Source organism: Streptomyces sp. CNQ329 (assembly GCF_000482585.1).
Window position 1 is genome coordinate 197199 of sequence record NZ_AXVU01000007.1, and the last position, 18500, is coordinate 215698.

Genomic DNA, 18500 nt, shown 5'->3' on the forward strand with positions numbered 1-18500 from the left:
GGAGGCGCATCTCGCGCGGGGCACGCGTCCGTCCGGGGCCCCGGGCGGCCCCGCGACCGTCAGCGGCGGCGCAGGTGCACCACGGTGGCGTCGAGGTCGCCGTGCAGCCCGGTGTGCAGACCCCGGTGTGCGAGCACCCCACCGCGCAGCACCCCGCCCTGCTCGCCCCCGGCCAGGACCTCGTACTCCGCGGCGGTATCGAGCGCGGCGAGGCGCACCGGCGGCAGCGGCTCGTTGTAGCGCTGTGCCTGCAGCCAGGCGAGGACGACGACCTCGTCGGCGCGGTCGGGGTCGTCGCCGAGGACGTACTGCACGGCCGTCAGGCCCTCCTGCGGCTCCCGCAGCCGGTAGAGCCGGCCGAGCTGGACGGCGGGGCGGATGCGCTTGTACAGCTCCACCCAGCGCCCGGCCTCCGCCAGCTCCTCGTCGTCCCACCGCGCGAGGTCGCCGCCGATGCCGAGCACGCCGGCCATGGCGCTGACGAAGCGGTAGCGCAGGCTGCTCACGCGGTCCTGCATCTGTTCGTTGGGGCTGTCGGTGACCCAGGCGGCCGTGACCCGGGCCGGGTGGATCTGGCCGATGCCGTGCTGGATGGGCAGCCGGTCGAGCGGGTCGGTGTTGTCGGAGGTCCACACCTGGTCCGTACGGGACAGGATGCCGAGGTCGATCCGGCCGCCCCCGCCGGAGCAGGACTCGAACGCGACGTGCGGGTGCGCGGCACGCAGCCTGTCCAGCAGGTCGTACAGCCCCTGCACGTGCGGGACGGAGGGGTCGGTCAGGGCGCCCGGCTCGGTGAGGGAGCGGTTGAAGTCCCACTTGACGTAGTCGATGGGTGCCGAGCGCAGCAGCTCGTCGAGCTGCTCCCACAGATACCCGCGGACCTCACTCCGGCCGAGGTCCAGCACGAGCTGGTGGCGGAACAGGGTGCGCCGGCGGCCCGGGCGGTGATGGACCCAGTCGGGGTGGGCGCGGTAGAGGTCGCTGTCGGGGTTGACCATCTCCGGCTCGACCCAGATGCCGAAGTGCATGCCGAGGGCGTGGACCTCGTCGGCGAGCGGCTTCAGCCCGTCGGGGAAGCGGTCGGGGTTGGGCGTCCAGTCGCCGAGTCCGGCCCTGTCGTGGGTGCGCGAGCCGAACCAGCCGTCGTCGACGACGAACAGCTCCACGCCCATGGCCGCGGCCCGCCGTGCCAGCTCGCGCTGGTGTCCCAGCTCGACGTCGAATTTGGTGGCCTCCCACGAGTTGTACAGGACGGGCCGGGGGATGTGGGCGTCCGGTACGACGTGCGCGAGCTGCCACGCGTGCCAGGCGCGGGACGCGGCGCCGAAGCCGCCGGCGGTGTGGAGTCCGGCGAAGACGGGTGCGGTGTACGACTCCCCGGGCGCGAGCCGGACCAGTCCGGAATCGTCGTGTCCGGCGCCGCCGACGGCCTGCACGACGCCGTCGGGGAGCTGCTGCACGGCGATGCGCCAGGACCCGGACCAGGCCAGGGCGCAGCCGTAGACCTCGCCGTGCTCCTCGCCCGCGGTGCCGTCGTCGAGGGCGATCCAGGGCAGGTGGCGGTGCGAGGTGTGGCCGCGGCGGCTGCCGATGACGGTCTCGCCGGGCGTCAGCTCGGTGCGCGCGAGCAGGCTCTCGGCGGCCCAGCGGCCGTGCAGGTGGGAGAGCCGGCGTCGGTCGGCACGGGGCAGGGTCCAGGCGGCGGAGTCGAGCCGCAGCAGGTCGAGCGCGGGGTCGCCGGGGCCGCCCTCGTGGACGGCGGTGACCCAGCGCTCCAGCACGTCGGTGCCGGCACGCATGCGGTAGTGCAGGGTGACGGCGAGGTGGTGGACGGGGTCGTGGAAGGTGAGCCGCAGCACGTCGTCCCCCGTCTCGGCGCTGCGGAACTCCCACTCGCTGCCGCGCCCGCCCTCGCCGTCCGCGGCGCGCACGGCGAGCGCGGGCCGGACGAAGCGGGGGCCGCCCTCGACGGGGTACTCCTCGCGGCCGTCGAGGCGCGCTTCGAAGGAGCGGGAGCGCGGGCGCCGTTCGGCGGCCAGCGCCTCGGCGTCGGCGAGCGTGAGCCGCGGCCCCCAGTGGAGGTGCAGCAACTCGTCGTGCCGGTTCAGCCGCAGGGCGTAGCTGCTGTGCGGACCCGACAGCAGCCAGATCCGACCGTTCCCACCGACCTCGACCATCTCATCTCCCATAACTCAACAGAGATACACAACATCGCAGCCGGGGGGATGCTTGTCCAGCGTGCCTTTGTCGTACTGTCGAAGGGTTGCCCTCACCGACGCCAGGGAGATCCGATGACGCAGACCACGGAGCCGGAGCTGACCGGTGTCCGCAACTTCCGCGACGTCGGCGGACTGCCCACCTCAGGCGGCGGGAAAACCCGGCCGGGCCGGCTCTACCGCAGCGGCCACCTGGCCCACGCCACCGCCGAGGACGCCGCCTTCCTCGGCTCGCTCGGCCTGCACACGGTCTTCGACTTCCGCAACGCCGCCGACATCCGCCTCGACGGCCCCGACATCGACCTGCCGGGCGTCCGGAACGTCAACGTGCCCCTCAACGACCCGGCCGAGGGCAAGGAGTTCTGGAAACTGGTCCGCGACGGCGACATACCGACGCTCCGCTCGCTGCTCGGCGACGGCCAGGCCGAGGCCCGCATGGAGAACTCCTACCGGGACATGATCCTCAACCGCAACGCGGAGCACTCCAGGGTCCTCCACTCCCTGGCCGACGGCGGCACGCCCGCTCTGCTGCACTGCGCGGCGGGCAAGGACCGGGCCGGGCTGACGATCGCGCTCGCCCTGCTGGCCGTGGGCGTCGAGCGGGAGGCGATCGAGGCGGACTACCTGGAGTCCAACGCGCAGCACCGGCGCTACCGGGTCCGGCGCGGCGAGGGGGCCCAGGGCGGCACGTCGCCGGAGGTGATGGAGCTGCTCAGCCCGCTCTTCGACGCGCGGGCGAGCTACCTCGGCGCGGCCTTCGCCACGATCGCCGAACGCTGGGGCACCGTCGACCGCTACCTCCACGAGGCCCTGCACTTCGGCGACGCGGCCCGCGAGCGGCTGCGCGCCGGCCTGCTCACCGCCTGAGCGCCGTCCACGGCCGTTCAGCGGTTGGAGACCGCCTGTTTGGCCAGCGTGCGGCCGAACTCCCAGATCAGCCCGCCGCCCGCGTGCGCCTCGTCCATCACCGCCGTGAACGCGTCCAGGAACCGCCGCACCTCCGCCTCCCCGATCACCAGCGGCGGCAGCAGCTTGATGACCTCCTGCCGGTCGCCGGAGACCTGGGTGAGGATGCGGTGGCGCTGCAGCAGCGGGACCACGATCAACTGCGCGAAGAGGCCCTTGCGGGCGGCCTGGAGCAGTGTCCAGCGTCCGCGCAGCTTCAGCGAGGCGGGCTTGCCGAACTCGATGCCGACCATCAGCCCGCGCCCGCGCACGTCGTGCAGCAGCTCGTACCGGTCGATCAGCTCCGCGAGCCGGTTGCGCAGCAGATCGCCGGTGTGCCGGGCGTTCTCGATGAGCCGCTGGTCCTCCAGTACGTGCAGGGTGGCGAGCCCGGCGGCCATCGCGGGGGCGTTGGTGCCGAAGCTCGCCGAGTGCACCAGCACGCGGTCCATGGACGAGTAGACCTTCTTGAAGATCCACTCGCGGCCGAGGGTGGCGCCGACGGGCACGTACCCCCCGGACAGCGCCTTGGCGAGGCAGACGAGGTCCGGCTCGACGCTCTCCTCGTGCCGGTAGGCGAAGAACTCCCCGGTACGCCCCATGCCCGTCTGCACCTCGTCGGCCACGAGCAGCCCGCCGTGCTTGTGCAGCAACTCCTGCGCCGCGCGCAGATAGCCGGGCGGCGGCGCGTGCACGCCCTTGCCCTGGATCGGCTCGACCACGAGCGCCGCGACGTCCCCGGCCCGCAGCTCCCGTTCCAGCGCCTCCAGGTCGCCCAGGGGGATCGCGGTGTCCGGCAGCAGCGGCGCGAAGCCGGCGCGGAACGCCTCGACGCCGTTGACGGACAGCGAGCCGGTGGTCAGCCCGTGAAACGCCTGGTCGCAGTAGAGCACGCGGGGCTTGCCGGTGGCGTAGCGGGCGAACTTCAGCGCGGTCTCGACGGCCTCCGTACCGCTGTTGGAGAAGAACACCCGGTCCAGATGCGGTGCGTACGTCAGCAGCTTCTCCGCCAGCAGTCCCGGCAGCGGCTGGCAGTCGAACCGGGTGAGGTCGGCGAGGTCCAGGTCCAGCACGTCGTGCAGGGCCTTGCGGATCACCGGGTGGTTGCGGCCCAGCCCCATGACGCCGAAGCCGGCGAGGAGGTCGAGGTAGTCCCGGCCCTCCTCGTCGTAGAAGTACGCGCCCTGACCGCGCACGTACGTCTTGTCGAAGCCCAGCGTGTGCAGCATCCGCGGCAGTTGGTGGTTGAGGTACCGGGCGTGCAGGTCGTAGCGCTCTCCCCCGCGCTCGGCCAGCAGCGCCCCGACGTCGAAGGTCATCGCGTGCTTTCTTCCCTCCGTCTGGTACGGGCCGGCTCCCCGGCCCGGGCGGCGGGCACCCCGCCGATGGCGGCGGCGATCCGCGCCGGGGTCAGCCCGGCCCCGGCCAGGACCTCGGCCCGCCTGCCGTGCGGCAGGAACGCCTCCGGCAGGCCGAACGTGCGCAAGGGTACGTCGACGTCGGCGTCCCGCAGCGCCCGCCCGACCGCGGCGCCCACGCCGGAGCCGACGCTGTTGTCCTCCACCACGGCGACGACGCGGTACCGGTCCGCCAGCGGCGGCAGGTGCCCGTCGACGGGCTTGACCCAGCGCGGGTCGACGACGGTGCAGCCCAGCCCCCGCCCGGCGAGCAGCTCCGCGGCCTCCAGGCAGACGGACGCCATGGCGCCGACGCCGACGAGCAGCACGTCCTCGCGCTCGTCGCGGCGCAGCACGTCCATGCCGCCGACGCGCCCGAGCGCGGCTATCGGCTCGGACGCCGTGCCCCGGGGGAAGCGGACGACGGTCGGGGCGTCGCCGACCGCGACGGCCTCGCGCAACTGGGCACGCAACTGGTCGGCGTCGCGTGGCGCGGCGATCCGCAGCCCGGGGACGACCTGGAGGATCGACATGTCCCACATGCCGTGGTGCGAGGCGCCGTCCGGCCCGGTCACGCCGGCGCGGTCGAGTACGAACGTGACGCCGCAGCGGTGCAGCGCGACATCCATCAGCACCTGGTCGAACGCGCGGTTCAGGAACGTGGCGTAGACCGCCACGACGGGGTGGAGCCCGCCGGTGGCCAGGCCCGCCGCGGACACCGCGGCGTGCTGCTCGGCGATGCCGACGTCCCACACCCGCCCGGGGTACGCCGCGGCGAACGCGGCGAGCCCGGTGGGGTGGAGCATCGCCGCGGTGATCGCCACCACGTCTTCGCGCTCGGCGCCGATGCGCACCAGTTCGTCGGAGAAGACCGAGGTCCACGACGCCGCGCCGGCCGGCGCGAGGGGTTCGCAGGTGAACGGGTCCATCACGCCGACGGTGTGGAAGTGGTCGGCCTCGTCGTCCAGGGCGGGCTGGTAGCCGCGGCCCTTCTCCGTCAGGCAGTGCACGAGGACCGGCCCGTGGAACCGTTTGGCGCGGCGCAGCGCGGACTCGACGGCGGCGATGTCGTGCCCGTCGACGGGGCCGACGTACTTCAGCCCCAGGTCCTCGAACATGCCCTGCGGTGCGAAGGCGTCCTTGAAGCCCTTCTTCGCGCCGTGCAGCGAGTCGTACAGTGGCTTGCCCACCACCGGCGTGCGGTCGAGCAGTTCCTTGCCCCAGGACAGGAAGCGTTCGTAGCCGTCCGTGGTGCGCAGGGTCGCCAGGTGGTCGGCGAGGCCGCCGATGGTCGGCGAGTAGGAGCGTTCGTTGTCGTTGACGACGATGACCAGCGGGCGGTCCCGGGCGGCGGCGATGTTGTTCAGCGCCTCCCATGCCATCCCGCCGGTCAGTGCGCCGTCGCCGATGACCGCGACGACGTGGTCGCCGCTGCCGCGCACCTCGTTGGCCTTCGCCAGGCCGTCGGCCCAGCCGAGGACCGTGGAGGCGTGGCTGTTCTCGATCACGTCGTGCTCGGACTCGGCCCGCGACGGGTAGCCGGACAGGCCCCCCTCGGCGCGCAGCCCCGAGAAGTCCCGCCGGCCGGTGACCAGTTTGTGTACGTACGACTGGTGTCCGGTGTCCCACAGGATGCGGTCGGCCGGCGAGTCGAAGACCCGGTGCAACGCGAGGGTCAGCTCGACGACGCCGAGGTTCGGCCCGAGGTGGCCGCCGGTGCGGGCCACGGCGTGGATGAGGAAGTCGCGGATCTCCGCCGCCAGGTCGTCCAGCCGCTCCGGCGGCAGCGCCTTCAGGTCGTCCGGGCCGCCGATGCTCTCCAGGAGCGACATCTCACTTTCCCCCTCGCACTCCCCCTCGGGTCCGGTTGCCGCCGACGGTCTCCCGCGCGGCGCGCAGCGACTCCTTCAGTGAGGCGGTGGTGGCGAGGATGGAGGTGGGCTCGTAGCCGCAGTGGGCCATGCAGTTGGCGCACCGGGGGTCCCGGCCGCGGCCGTACTTGTCCCAGTCGGTGTCCTCGATCAGCTCCCGGTAGGTCGGCACGTAGCCGTCGCTCATCAGGTAGCAGGGACGCTGCCAGCCGAAGAGCGAGTAGTTGGGGATGGCCCAGGCCGTGCACGGGAAGTCGACCTTGCCCTCCAGGAAGTCGAGGAACAGCGGGCTGTGGTTGAGCCGCCAGCGCTTGCGGTTGCCGCCGGCGAAGGCCTTCTTGAACAGCTCGCGGGTCTGCTCGACGCCGAGGAAGTGCTCCTGGTCGGGCGCCTTCTCGTACGCGTACGCGGGCGAGATCATCATCTCGTCCACCTTGAGGTCGTCGTTGAGGAAGTCGAGGACCTCGACGACGGTCTGCGGGGTGTCGGTGTTGAAGAACGTGGAGTTGGTGGTGACCCGGAACCCGCGCCGCTTGGCCTCCTTCATCGCCGCCACGGCCTCGTCGAAGACGCCCTCCTTGGCGACCGACTCGTCGTGCCGCTCGCGCAGGCCGTCGATGTGCACCGCGAAGGCGAAGTAGGGCGAGGGCCGGAACTTGTCGAGCTTCTTGCGCAGGAGCATCGCGTTGGTGCACAGGAACACGAACTTCCTGCGGGCCACGAGCTGCCGCACGATCTCGTCGATCTGCGGGTGCATCAGCGGCTCGCCGCCGGCGATCGAGACCATCGGCGCACCCGACTCCAGCACGGCGCCCACCGCCTGGGCCACCGGCATGCGCTGCTTGAGCACGCCGGCGGGATGCTGGATCTTTCCGCATCCTTCGCACTTGAGATTGCAGGCGAAAAGTGGCTCCAACTCCACGATCAGGGGGAACTTCTCCCGGCGCTTGAGCGTCCGCTGCGAGAAGAGATAGCTGGCAACCTTGAGCGATTGGCGCAGTGGCATGGCCATCAGGTTCGCCTCCTGGGGATCGTCACATGACGGTGCCATTCGAAAAATGCAGGAAGAACTGAGCTGAGCACGCGGTACGCGGCGATGCCGCCGCGCAGCGTTCCGAAACGGACGAGTTCATGCTCGGGCGCGTCGACGACCACCCGGACGGCGGCCACGGGCCGGGTCCCCGGGGACGCCGCCGCCGTGCGCAGGGTGGCGGCGGACTCCATGTCGGCGGCGATGGCGCCGCGCTCGCGCAGGCGGGCGCGGCCGGCCGCGCCGCGTACGACGTGATCGGTGCCCATCAGCAGCCCGGTGTGCACCCGGGTGCCGAGAAGAGCGAGGGCGTCGAGCAGCGGCCCGTTGTCCGGGCAGCCGGTGGTCTCGGCGTTTCTCCCGGCGTCCTCGTGGTCGGCCCGTACGGCGTCGGCGACGACGACGTCGCCGGGACGCATCTCCGGCAGCAGCCCGGCGCAGAACCCGGCGGCGATCACGGGCGCGGCGCGGTAGGTGTCCTCCGCGAGCCGGCGGGCCACGGCCCGCTCGGCCCGCTCGGGCCCCATGCCGGTGCGCAGCACGGCCACCGGGCCCGCGTCCCCGGCCGCGCCCTCGGCCGGGGACGTGCCCGAGCCCAGCGCCCTGCGCTCGATGCCGAGCGCGCAGACGACGAGCAGGGGCGCGGGGGCGTCGGGCATCAGGCCCCCCGGCCGTCACCGGCGGACGGCGCCGGGCCGGCTGTCGCGGACAGGTAGCGGCCGAGCGCGGTGAGCGGGAAGACCATCCGGTACAGGTGGTAGTTGATGGAGAAGTCCCATGGGAAGCCGGTGCCGGTGAACTGCGGCTCGTCCCAGGACCCGTCGGGAAGCTGGGTGCGCACCAGCCAGGCCACGCCGCGCTCGACGGCCGCGCTGCCGTGCTCGCCGGCGGCCAGCAGGGCGAGCAGCGCCCAGCCGGTCTGCGAGGCGGTGGAATCGCCGCGGGCGATCCACGTCGCGTCCGGATACGAACGCAGGTCCTCGCCCCAGCCGCCGTCGTCGTTCTGCACCTTCTCCAGCCACGTGACGGCCCTCCGGATCGCCGGGTGCGACGTGGGCAGCCCGGCGGCGACGAGCGCGGGCACCACGGAACCCGTGCCGTACACGTGATTGACGCCCCAGCGGCCGAACCAGCCGCCTGCCGCCTCCTGCTCGGCGAGCAGCCAGGCCACACCGCGGCGGGTGTGCGGGTCGCCGCCGAGCTTCTCACCGGCCAGCGTCTCCACGACGTGCGCGGTGACGTCCGCCGACGGCGGGTCGATGACCTCGCCGAAGTCGCAGAACGGCAGCCTGTTGGGGAATGCCGAGGTGTTGTCCACGTCGAAGGCGCCCCAGGCCCCGTTCTTCGACTGCATGCCCGCCAGCCAGCGTACGGCCCGCTCCACGGCGGCATCGACGCGCGCCTGGTCCGGATGGGCGACGCGGCGCAGGGCGAGGACGACCTCGGCGGTGTCGTCGGTGTCGGGGTAGTTGTCGTTGTGGAACTCGAACGCCCAGCCGCCGGGGGTGAGTCCGGGACGGCGTACGGACCAGTCGCCGGTGGTCCGCACCTGTTCCGCGAGCATCCAGTCCGCGGCCTTGACGAGCTGGGGGTGGTCGGCGGGCACGCCGGCGTCGGCGAGCGCGATGGTCGCCAGACACGTGTCCCAGACCGGTGACTGGCACGCCTCGATCATCCGGACCGGGCCGTCGTCGCGCGTGTCTCCCGTATCACTCGCGCCGTCGGTGTCCGCATCCCCCTTCTGAGGGCCGTCGGTCCAGACCGCGAAGCGGTCCAGCGACTCAAGACCGGCCTTCAGCACCGGGTGGTCGAGGTCGTAGCCCAGCAGGTGCAGCGCGATCACCGAGTAGACGGCGGGCGGCTGGATGCCGCCCCAGCAGCCGTCGCTCTCCTGGCGTTCGATGATCCAGCGGGCACAACTGCGCAGCGCGGCCTTGCGCAGCGGGCGCAGCGCGACCCTGCGGTACGCGTGCAGCGCCCGGTCCAGCCGCTGGAAGACCCCGTCCCAGGTCGCCGGCGACGCCCGCGGCCGGGGCGGGTTGGGCACCGCGGGATCGGTGTGCAGCTCGTCCAGGCCGAACGGTCCGGGGCGCACCGGGCGCTTGGCGGACACGATGGTCAGCGGCACGATCGTCTGCCGGGCCCAGCAGCCGAAGTCGTAGATGTTCAGCGGGAACCAGGTCGGCAGGTAGATCAGCTCGGGCGGCAGCTCGGGCAGGTCCTCCCAGCGCCACCAGCCGAACAGCGCGAGCCAGATACGGGTGAAGACGCGGGTCCCGGCGATGCCGCCGTGCGCGCGCACCCAGGCGGCGGCGCGCGCCATGTGCTCCTCGTCGGGCGCGTCGCCGGCGAGCCGGAGCGCGACGTAGGCTTCGACGGTCGCGGAGATCTCGCCGGGGCCGCCGTAGAACGTCGCCCAGGCGCCCTCCGGGCCCTGCCGGCTCCGGATGAAGCGGGCGGCGGCCGAGGTGGTGGTCTCGTCCCGTACGCCCAGGAACTCGCGCAGCAGCAGGTCCTCGGCGTCCATGGTGACGTTGGTCTCCAGGTCGCCCTTCCACCAGCCCTCGGCGTCCTGCCGGTCGAGCAGGTTGGCACTCGCCCGCTCGACCGCCTGCCTCGCGGCCAGTAAGGCGGCCGTCGCCCCTGCGGGGGCGGTGTCGGTTGCGTTGCCGCCATCGGCGGTGGCTTTCATGCACACCCCTTTCGAAGGAACGTCCGGACGCGCGGCCCGGGCGTCGGTGTCAGTGCCGGCGTACGACGACGAAGTCGGCGAGTCCGACGAACCGTTCGCGGATGTCGTCGGACATCTTCACCCCGTCCAGCGAGGCCAGAGCGCTCTTGTGCTGCCTTTGTGCCTCCTCCTGAGTCCACCGGCGTCCGCCGGCTTCTTCGATCAACGCGGCCCGGGCCGCGAATTCTTCCTCGTCGAAGTCGTTCTCCGCATCGGTATTCCGGTCATCGGCACGTTTGGCGTCGGCGGCGAGCATCTTCGCCAGCTCTGCCGAGGCAGGGCCTCCGGCGGCGAGCGCCGCGCACACCGGCAGGGACTTCTTGCGCTGGCGCAGATCGCTCCAGGTCTGCTTGCCGGTGACGGCGGGCTCGCCCCAGATGCCGAGCACATCGTCGACGGCCTGGAAGGCCAGGCCGAGATGGAAGCCGTAGCGCTCCAGTCCGTCGGCGACGTCCTCGCCCGCGCCGCCCAGCACGGCGCCGACGGAGCAGGCGCACGCGAGCAGCGCGCCGGTCTTGTTGCCCTCCATCTCCAGGCACTCGGCGACCGTGACGCTCTCGCGGTGCTCGTAGGAGATGTCCTGTGCCTGGCCGTCGATGAGCTTGCGGGTGGCGGTGCTCAGCCGGCGGGCGGCGCGCGCCGCCTCGGGCGTGTCCAGTTCCAGGAGCAGTTCGCAGGCGAGCGCGAAGAGGGCGTCGCCGACGAGGATGGCCTGCGCCGGCCCGTGCAGCTTCCACACGGTGTCGCGGTGGCGCCGCTGCTCGTCGCCGTCCATGAGGTCGTCGTGCAGGAGGGAGAAGTTGTGCACCAGCTCCACCGCGACGGCACCGGGGATCCCGGTCTCCGGACAGGCCCCGGCGGCCTCGGCGGCGAGCAGCGACAGGAGGGGGCGTACGGCCTTGCCGCTGTCTCCCACCGCGGGGTTGCCCTGCGCGTCGATCCAGCCGAAGTGGTAGGCGGCGACGGTGTCCATCGGGGGCACGAGCCGGTCGACGTAGGCACGCAGCACCGGGTTGGTCAGCTCCCGGGCGTGGTCCAGCAAGGCCAGGACGTCGGCGGCGCCGGGGGTGGCCGCGGTGTCGGTGTCCGGTTCTGGACGGGGCACGTTCTCTCCTCCGATGACGGATCTCACACTGCTTCCAGCAGGTTCCGCGGCACTTCTCGGCCCAGGCCGCCGAGGGTCTCGCGGACCGCTGCGAGGCCGCTGAGAACGGCGCTCTCCATGGTCGCGGGCCAGCCGGTGGCGGTCCACGCGCCCGCGAGGGCGAGGCCGGGCGCGTGGGTCCGGGAACCCGGGCGCAGCCGGCCGACGCCCGGTGCCGGGGCGAAGGTCGCGGTGCGCTCGCGGGTGACGAAGAAGTCGCGTACCCCGGCGCCGCGCGCGTCGGGCAGCAGCTTCGCCAGCTCGGGGAGGTAACGCTCGCGCAGTTCGCCGACGGGCCGCTCGATGTCGTCCTGCGCGGCGGACTGGGAGACCGCCAGGTACTGGCAGCCCCGGCCCTCGGGGGTGTCGGCGAGGCCGGAGGTGTCGGTGCGGTCGAAGATCCACTGCACCGGGGTGCCGATCGCGGCGACGAACGGGGAGTGCAGCACCCGCCGGTCGTACACGACATGGAGGTTGAGGATGGGGGCGGTGCCGATCTGCAGCAGCCGGTCCTTGTGGTCGATCGCGCCGGCCGGCAGCAGTCCGTGCGCCTCGCGCTGCGGTACGGCGAGGACCACGGCGTCGGTGTCCAGCGATGCGGCCGTGCCCCCGGCCCGTCCGGGCCCGGTCGCGACGTCGACCTGCCAGCCGCCGGCGGGGGTACGGCGCAGCTCGGTGGCGCGGGTACGCAGCAGGATGCGGGCGCCGGACCGCTCCAGCCGGCGGCGGGGCAGCTTGTCGTGCAACTGCCCCAGCGGCACGCGGGCCCAGCCGATGTCGGCCGCGCCGCGGTCGGTGAGCAGCGCGGTCCTGAACACCATGGTGGCCAGCCCGAGGGAGACCTCCGGGGCGAAGGCGTTGAGGGTGGCGACGCCGACCATGTCCCACAGCGCCGAGACGGCGCGCGGCGACTGCCCGTGGCGGTGCAGCCAACTGGCGAAGTCCACGCCGTCCAGGGCGGGGTCGGCCGGATCGAGCCGCCGCATCGCCAGTGCGGCCCGGCCCACGCTCGCGCGTTCGGCGAGTGACATGTGCGGGTAGCGGGCGAGGCCGGCGGCGAGGTGCAGCGGTGCCGGCAGGTCGGTGCGGCCGAGCCGGCCGGCCCGCGGGCCCGGGCCCCTGCGGGCGGGGGCGGCGGCGTCCAGCACGGGAACGTCGAGGCGCTCCTGCAGCGGGGCGAGCCCGCTGCCGCCCACCTCGTCCAGGAACCAGCGGTAGGCGGCGCAGCAACGCAGGTAGACGTGCTGGCCGTTGTCGACGGAGAGATCGCCGCGGCGGAAGGAGAAGGCGAGCCCGCCCAGGCGCGGCCGGCCTTCCAGAAGTGTGACGTCGACTCCGGCGTCGGCGAGTCCCATCGCGGCGGTCATCCCTGCCAGTCCGCCGCCGACCACGACGGCACGCGGCCGTCTTTCCGGGCCGGAGTCAGCCATCACCGGCCACCTCCCCACCCGTATCGACACGCACTATGTCTGGCCCGCCGCTTCGTGCGGCACACCTTGCCGGACCGCGGCGCACCACCCTGCGCTCCGTGCGCCGCAGCGCACGCCGAAGGCGCTTCCGGGCGCTCCCGGTCCGTCTCGTGCGCCGTGTTGACGGGGCCGTGGTCCCGTGCGTACGGCGCCGCGGCGGCCGGCGCGGGGCTCACCGGGGCCTCCGGCTCGCCTGCCGGGCGTCGACGCCGACCAGTCCGCGGACCGCGACGTACGCCTTCTCCCGGCCCGGCAGGGACACCCGGCCGCGCAGCACGGCCTCGGGGTCGGCGGCGATCCGCTCCAGCAGCCGGTGGTAGATGCCGGCCATCGCCGCGACGCAGGCGCCGCTGCGCCGGTCGAGCATGGGCAGCAGCCGGTAGCCGTCGGCGAAGAGGGCGCGGGCACGGCGCACCTCGAACTGCACCAGCCCGGGGAAGTCCGAGCCGGGGGGCGCCGTGTCGCCGTGGAAGCCCGCGGAGCAGCCGAACTTGGCCAGGTCGACCGCAGGCAGGTAGCTGCGGCCCTCGGCGGCGTCCTCGCGCAGGTCCCGCAGGATGTTCGTCAACTGCAGCGCGAGCCCGAGCGTGTCCGCGTAGGCAGGGGCGCGCTCGGAGTGCCGCGCGCCGGGCACGGTACCGAACACGCCGAGGGAGAGCCGTCCGACGGCTCCGGCCACGCAGCGGCAGTAGTCCTTGAGGTCCTCCCAGGTCTCGTACTCCCGGCCGCGCACGTCCGCGAGCACCCCGTCGATCAGCTCGTCGAGCCCGCCCAGCGGGATCGGGAAGCGGCGCGCGGCGTGGGCGAGCGCCACGGCCACCGGATCGGTGTCGTCCTCGGCCACCTCGCCGGCCCGGATGCGGTCGAGCAGGCGCCGGGTGTCCGCCAGCCGGGCGCGCTTGGTCTCCGGTGGCAGGTCGCCGTCGCCGATGTCGTCCACGCGCCGCGAGAACGCGTACAGCGCCGACATCGCCAGCCGCTTGTCGTACGGCAGGAGTCTGATGCCGTACGCGAAGTTCCGGGCCTGACTGCCGGTGACGGCCTCGCAGTACCGGTAGGCGGAGAGCACCTGTGCGGATGCGTAGGCCGCGCGCGACGGTGTGGTCACGGAGCGGTCACCCCTCTCGTCGCAGGGTCGACCCCACCTCGCGCAGCAGCCTGCGGCGGGTGGGCTTCGGCGGTCCGGGGAGCACGTCGTGGCCGGCGGCGGCGACGGCGGCGAGCGCCGCGCGTCCGCCGGCGACGAAGCCGGCGAGCAGCAGCCGCAGCCGGCCGCGCACGCTGGCGACGAGGGGCGCGCCCTCGTCGAGGAGCCGCGCGGCGCGGTCGGCCTCGTACCGGATCAGGGCGCGCACCGGCTCGCCGGCGCGGGGCCGGGCGAGATCCGCTTCGGTGACGCCGAAGCGGCGCATGTCCTCGGCCGGGAGGTAGATGCGGTCCCGGCCGAGGTCCTCGGCCACGTCCTGGATGTGCTCGACGATCTGCAGAGCGGTGCAGATCGCGTCCGAACGCCGGATGCGCTCGGGACTCTCGGTGCCCGTCACGGCGAGGACGAGCCGGCCGACCGGGTTGGCGGACAGCTCGCAGTAGCCCTCCAGCTCGGCGTACGTCTCGTAGCGCCGGATCTTCTGGTCCTGACGGTTGGCCTGGAGCAGGCCGTGGAACGGCTGCGGGGACAGCCGGTGGCGGTGGACGGTGGGGCGCAGCCGGCGCAGCAGGGGGTGGCCCGGCGTGGCGCCGGGCGTGAAGACCCGCTCCAGGTCGGCTTCCAGCGCGTCGAGGAGCGCGAGGGGGTCCCCGGCCTCGTCCGGGCCGAGGCCGAGCGCGGCGGCGTCGGCGCCGCCGGGGGCGAGGTCGCCGTCCCCGATGTCGTCGACGAGCCGGGCGTAGCCGTAGAGCGCCATGAGGTCGGCGCGCCAGGCACGGGGCAGGAAGAACGGGGCCACGGGGAAGTTCTCGTCGGCGGCCTGGCCGAGTACGGCGCGCGACGGGGTGTCGTCCGCCGGGGTCACCGGCAACTGCCCTGGGCTGCCGCCCTCGGGGCGCAGACGGCGGGCGCACCTACGAGCTGGGGTTTCGTCTTCGCCATAGCCGTCACGCCTCCCGTTCTACACCGCGTACCCAGATGTGCCCATTCCGGACACGCCGCCGCCGGCGTCGTGACCCCGAGCAGGTCCGGGGTGACGGTCAAGCTCCTTTATCGCCCACATGCCGCCAAACAGCACCGGTCCAGCGTACGCCGTACAGGACGAAGACGCGGCATGCAGTGGTCACCTCCCTGCGCACGTTCCCGGTAAAGCGCGAAACGCCGTCGCACGCAAGGGGTTTGACGGGTCACACGGTGAGACCGTCCAGGATCATGGTGAGCGTGCGGGTGACGATCGCGTCCCGCTGCGCGGGCGGCACGTCGCGCAGCGGCCCGTCGAGAATGAGCATGGCCAGCCCGTGCACCGAGGACCAGGCGGCGAACTCCGCGCCGGCCCGTACGCCCGGTCGCATCACGCCGGCGGCGTCGAGGGCGTCCATGGCGCCGACGAGGAGCCGGAAGGAGCGGACGTCGCCCGGATGGAGGTCCCCGACGCCGTCTCCGCGGGTCCACACCTCGGGGTCCTGCTCGACCCGGCAGAAGGCCGCGCGGTACATGCCCGGTTCGGCGACGGCGAAGCGGACGTAGCCGAGGCCGAGGGCCGTCAGCCGGGCCTTGGCGGCCTCCGCCGGGACGGCGCCGGGCGGCCCGGTCTCGGCGATCGCCTTCTCCATGGTGTCCGCCAGCCGCCGCTGACCCTCGTCCTTGACGGCCTGCAGGAGATCGGCCTGATTGGCGAAGTGGCGGTACGCGGCCGTCGGCGACACGCCGACACGCCGGGCCGCCTCCCGCAGCACGACCGCCTCGGGCCCGCCGCCGCGGGCCAGTTCCGATGCCGCGTCGACCAGCGCGTTCCGCAAGTCGCCGTGGTGGTATCCGGCCTTACCGCCCCTGACCTCGCCCATAGTCGCATCATGCCTCATGTTGACAGCATTAACATCACCTGTCAGGGTCAATGTTAACGCCATAAACATGAAGGGGGAGCACCGTGCTGACACGCATCGCGGAGCTCGTACTGCGCAGGACCCGCCTCGTGCTCACGCTCGCCGTCCTCGCGGTCGTCGCCATGGCGGCGCTCGGCTTCGGTGCCTTCGGCAAGCTCAGCGCCGGCGGTTTCAGCGATCCGGGATCGCCGTCGAGCAAGGCGCAGGAGGTGATCGAGGACAGATTCGGGGGCGATACGAACCTGGTCCTGCTCGTCTCCGCCGAGTCCGGGGGGCTCGGCGGGGACGCGGCCCGCGAACGCGGGCGGGAGGTGACCGAGGGGCTGCGGGCGGAGTCCACCGTCAGCAGCGTGGTGTCGTACTGGGACCGCGGCGGCGAGGGGCTGACGTCGAAGGACGGGAGCCAGGCCCTCGTGCTCGCGCACGTCGCCGGGGGCGACGAGAAGGAGGCCGACCACGCCAGGACGCTCACCGACGCGTACACCGGCACCCGCGACGGGGTCACCGTGAAGGCCGGCGGCGGGGCCGCGGTGAGCAACGACGTCTCCACGCAGGTCGCCGCCGACCTGGCGCTGGCCGAGTCCATCGCCGTGCCCGTCACCCTTGTGCTGCTGGTCCTCGCCTTCGGCAGCATCGTCGCGGCGCTGCTGCCGCTGGCGATCGGCCTGGTCGCCATCTTCGGCACGTTCGCCGAGCTGTGGGTGCTGGGCAGCCTCACCGACGTCTCGGTCTTCTCGGTCAACCTCACCATCGCGCTGGGCCTCGGCCTGGGCATCGACTACGGGCTGCTGCTGGTCAGCCGGTTCCGCGAGCAGCTGGCCGCGGGCGACGGAGTACCGCAGGCCGTCCGCCGCACGGTGGCGACCGCGGGCCGGACGATCGCCTTCTCCTCCGCCACGATCGTCGCCGCCCTGGCCGCGCTGCTGGTCTTCCCGCAGTACTTCCTGCGCTCCTTCGCCTACGCCGGCATCGGCGTCGTGGCCATCGCGGCGGTCAGCGCGCTGGTGATCATCCCCGCGCTCCTCGCCGTCCTCGGCCACCGCGTGAACCGGGGCCGGATCCCGGGTGCCCGCGCCGTGCGGCGCCCCGACGCACCGCTGTGGGGCCGCGTCGCCGGCGCCGTCATGCGCCGGCCCGCGCTGACCGCGCTGCCGGTGCTCGGGGTGCTGCTCCTCGCCGCCTCCCCGCTGCTGGGGGTCAGCTACGGCACCCCGGACGAGCGGGTGCTCCCGGAGAACGCGCAGAGCCGGCAGGTGGCCACCGCGCTGCGCGAGGACTTCGCCGTCGACGACAGCACCGCCGTCGACGTGGTGACCACCGGCCCCGTCGCCGGGCCCGACCTCACCGCGTACGCCACCGAGCTGTCCCGGCTGGACGGCGTCGCCCGGGTCGACGCGAGCAACGGCACGTACGCCGACGGCGCGGCCGGACCCGCGGGCCCCGCCGCCGCCGGACTCGGCCGGCCCGACGCCCAGCGGCTGACCGTCTCGGTCGAGCCGGCGCCCAAGTCCGCCGCGGCCCGGCACCTGGTCGGGGAGGTACGCGCGGTGCCCGCCCCCGGCGGGGTGGAGACGCTGGTCGGCGGCACCGACGCGGAGCTGGTCGACGCCAAGGACAGCATCGGCGACCGGTTGCCTCTGGCCGTCGGGATGGTTCTGATCACCACGTTCGTGCTGCTGTTCCTCTTCACCGGCAGCATCGTCCAGCCGCTGCGGGCGGTCGTCCTCAACGCCGTCAGCCTGGCCGCGGCCATGGGCGCGATGGTGTGGATCTTCCAGGACGGCCATTTCAGCGGGCTGCTGGGCTTCACCCCGCAGCCGATGGACACGGCGATGACCGTGCTGATGTTCTGCATCGCCTTCGGCCTGTCGATGGACTACGAGGTCTTCCTCACCAGCCGGATCAAGGAGCTGCACGACGCGGGTGCCGACCCGGCCACGGCGGTCACCGACGGGCTGGCCCGTACCGGCCGGATCGTCACCATCGCCGCCGGGCTGCTGGCCGTCAGCTTCTTCGCCTTCGGCACCGGCGAGGTCAGCTTCCTGCAGATGTTCGGCCTGGGCAGCGGCCTGGCCATCCTCATCGACGCCGTCGCGGTGCGCGGCGTGCTGGTGCCGGCCGCGATGCGGCTGCTCGGCGGACGCGCCTGGTACGCGCCGCGCTGGCTGCGCCGGGTGCACGGCCGCGTGGGCCTGAGCGAGGCGGGGCCCGGCCCGGGGGCTCCGCCCGAGCGTGAGCCGGAGCGCACCCCCGCCGGGGTGTGAGGCACGGAGCGTACGGCAAGGGCCCCGCCGCGACGGTGCGGCGGGGCCCTTCGGCGCGTACGCGCGGCTAGTACTACAGGGCTAGATCTTGATCACCTGAAGTCGTAGCCGCCTTCGGAAGTGGTGGCGTCGTGCCTCCGCCTGATGCGCGCGCCTCCAGATCGACCAGTGAAGTCCCTGGTCGATGGCGGTGCGAGTCGAGCCGATCAAGTTGAACAGCCGCCGGGCCTCGGTGACGGTCAGGGCCGCGAGCCGCCGCGTTCGCGGCCCGCGGTCACCGCCCAGGCGTGAAGAGCCCCCTTTTGCGGGGTTCGGGTCATCGCGGCCAGGAACGCCAACGCCAGCATGGACAGGGTGATATGGCGATACCAGGCGTCGTATTTGCGTACCTGGTAGTTGTCCA

At 73.2% G+C, this 18500-nt stretch carries 13 protein-coding genes and 1 pseudogene; 2 read left to right on the top strand and 12 right to left on the bottom strand.

The genetic code is table 11. The features are described 5' to 3' along the window. Positions 1-59: 59 nt before the first annotated feature. Positions 60-2177, bottom strand: coding sequence for an alpha-galactosidase (locus I003_RS0107110; protein ID WP_027770887.1), 2118 nt, complete (start codon positions 2175-2177; stop codon positions 60-62). A gap of 114 nt (positions 2178-2291) precedes the next feature. On the opposite strand from I003_RS0107110, the gene I003_RS0107115 reads away from it, so the two are divergent. Further along, a complete protein-coding gene (locus I003_RS0107115; RefSeq protein ID WP_027770888.1) occupies positions 2292-3083 on the top strand; it encodes a tyrosine-protein phosphatase in 792 nt (263 codons plus the stop codon). Positions 3084-3100: 17 nt separating this feature from the next. Here the strand turns inward: I003_RS0107115 and I003_RS0107120 are convergent, their stop codons facing one another. The 10 genes from I003_RS0107120 to I003_RS0107165 form a co-directional block, all read right to left on the bottom strand. After that, positions 3101-4480, bottom strand: a complete 1380-nt coding sequence (locus tag I003_RS0107120) for a class-III pyridoxal-phosphate-dependent aminotransferase (RefSeq protein ID WP_027770889.1) — start codon at positions 4478-4480, stop codon at positions 3101-3103. Continuing rightward, on the bottom strand, positions 4477-6390 hold the full coding sequence (gene dxs / locus I003_RS0107125; RefSeq protein WP_027770890.1) for a 1-deoxy-D-xylulose-5-phosphate synthase: 1914 nt from the start codon (positions 6388-6390) through the stop codon (positions 4477-4479). The genes I003_RS0107120 and dxs overlap by 4 nt, the downstream gene beginning before the upstream one ends. A 1-nt stretch (position 6391) precedes the next feature. After that, complete coding sequence (gene hpnH / locus I003_RS0107130; RefSeq protein WP_027770891.1) at positions 6392-7441, bottom strand: adenosyl-hopene transferase HpnH; 1050 nt, start codon at positions 7439-7441, stop codon at positions 6392-6394. Beyond that, positions 7441-8118 carry a phosphorylase family protein gene (locus I003_RS0107135; protein ID WP_027770892.1) on the bottom strand — a complete coding sequence of 226 codons (678 nt, stop codon included), beginning with the start codon at positions 8116-8118 and terminating at the stop codon, positions 7441-7443. Before I003_RS0107135 ends, hpnH begins: the two co-directional genes overlap by 1 nt. Continuing rightward, complete coding sequence (gene shc / locus I003_RS0107140) at positions 8118-10151, bottom strand: squalene--hopene cyclase (protein WP_027770893.1); 2034 nt, start codon at positions 10149-10151, stop codon at positions 8118-8120. Before shc ends, I003_RS0107135 begins: the two co-directional genes overlap by 1 nt. Positions 10152-10200: 49 nt before the next feature. Then, positions 10201-11295, bottom strand: a complete 1095-nt coding sequence (locus I003_RS0107145; RefSeq protein WP_027770894.1) for a polyprenyl synthetase family protein — start codon at positions 11293-11295, stop codon at positions 10201-10203. Between the two features lie 23 nt (positions 11296-11318). Continuing rightward, complete coding sequence (gene hpnE, locus I003_RS0107150) at positions 11319-12764, bottom strand: hydroxysqualene dehydroxylase HpnE (protein WP_027770895.1); 1446 nt, start codon at positions 12762-12764, stop codon at positions 11319-11321. Positions 12765-12975: 211 nt separating this feature from the next. Then, positions 12976-13911, bottom strand: coding sequence for a presqualene diphosphate synthase HpnD (hpnD, locus tag I003_RS0107155; RefSeq protein WP_027770896.1), 936 nt, complete (start codon positions 13909-13911; stop codon positions 12976-12978). A gap of 7 nt (positions 13912-13918) precedes the next feature. Next, positions 13919-14815 (bottom strand): squalene synthase HpnC, encoded by an 897-nt coding sequence (hpnC, locus tag I003_RS0107160; RefSeq protein WP_027770897.1) that lies wholly within the window; start codon positions 14813-14815, stop codon positions 13919-13921. Between the two features lie 322 nt (positions 14816-15137). Then, positions 15138-15794, bottom strand: coding sequence for a TetR/AcrR family transcriptional regulator (locus tag I003_RS0107165; RefSeq protein WP_027770898.1), 657 nt, complete (start codon positions 15792-15794; stop codon positions 15138-15140). Positions 15795-15877: 83 nt separating this feature from the next. Between I003_RS0107165 and I003_RS0107170 the strand changes: the two genes are divergently transcribed. Beyond that, complete coding sequence (locus tag I003_RS0107170; RefSeq protein ID WP_027770899.1) at positions 15878-18097, top strand: MMPL family transporter; 2220 nt, start codon at positions 15878-15880, stop codon at positions 18095-18097. 239 nt (positions 18098-18336) lie between these two features. Here the strand turns inward: I003_RS0107170 and I003_RS35930 are convergent. Further along, positions 18337-18500 (bottom strand): annotated as a pseudogene (locus I003_RS35930) (IS701 family transposase); the annotation flags it as partial.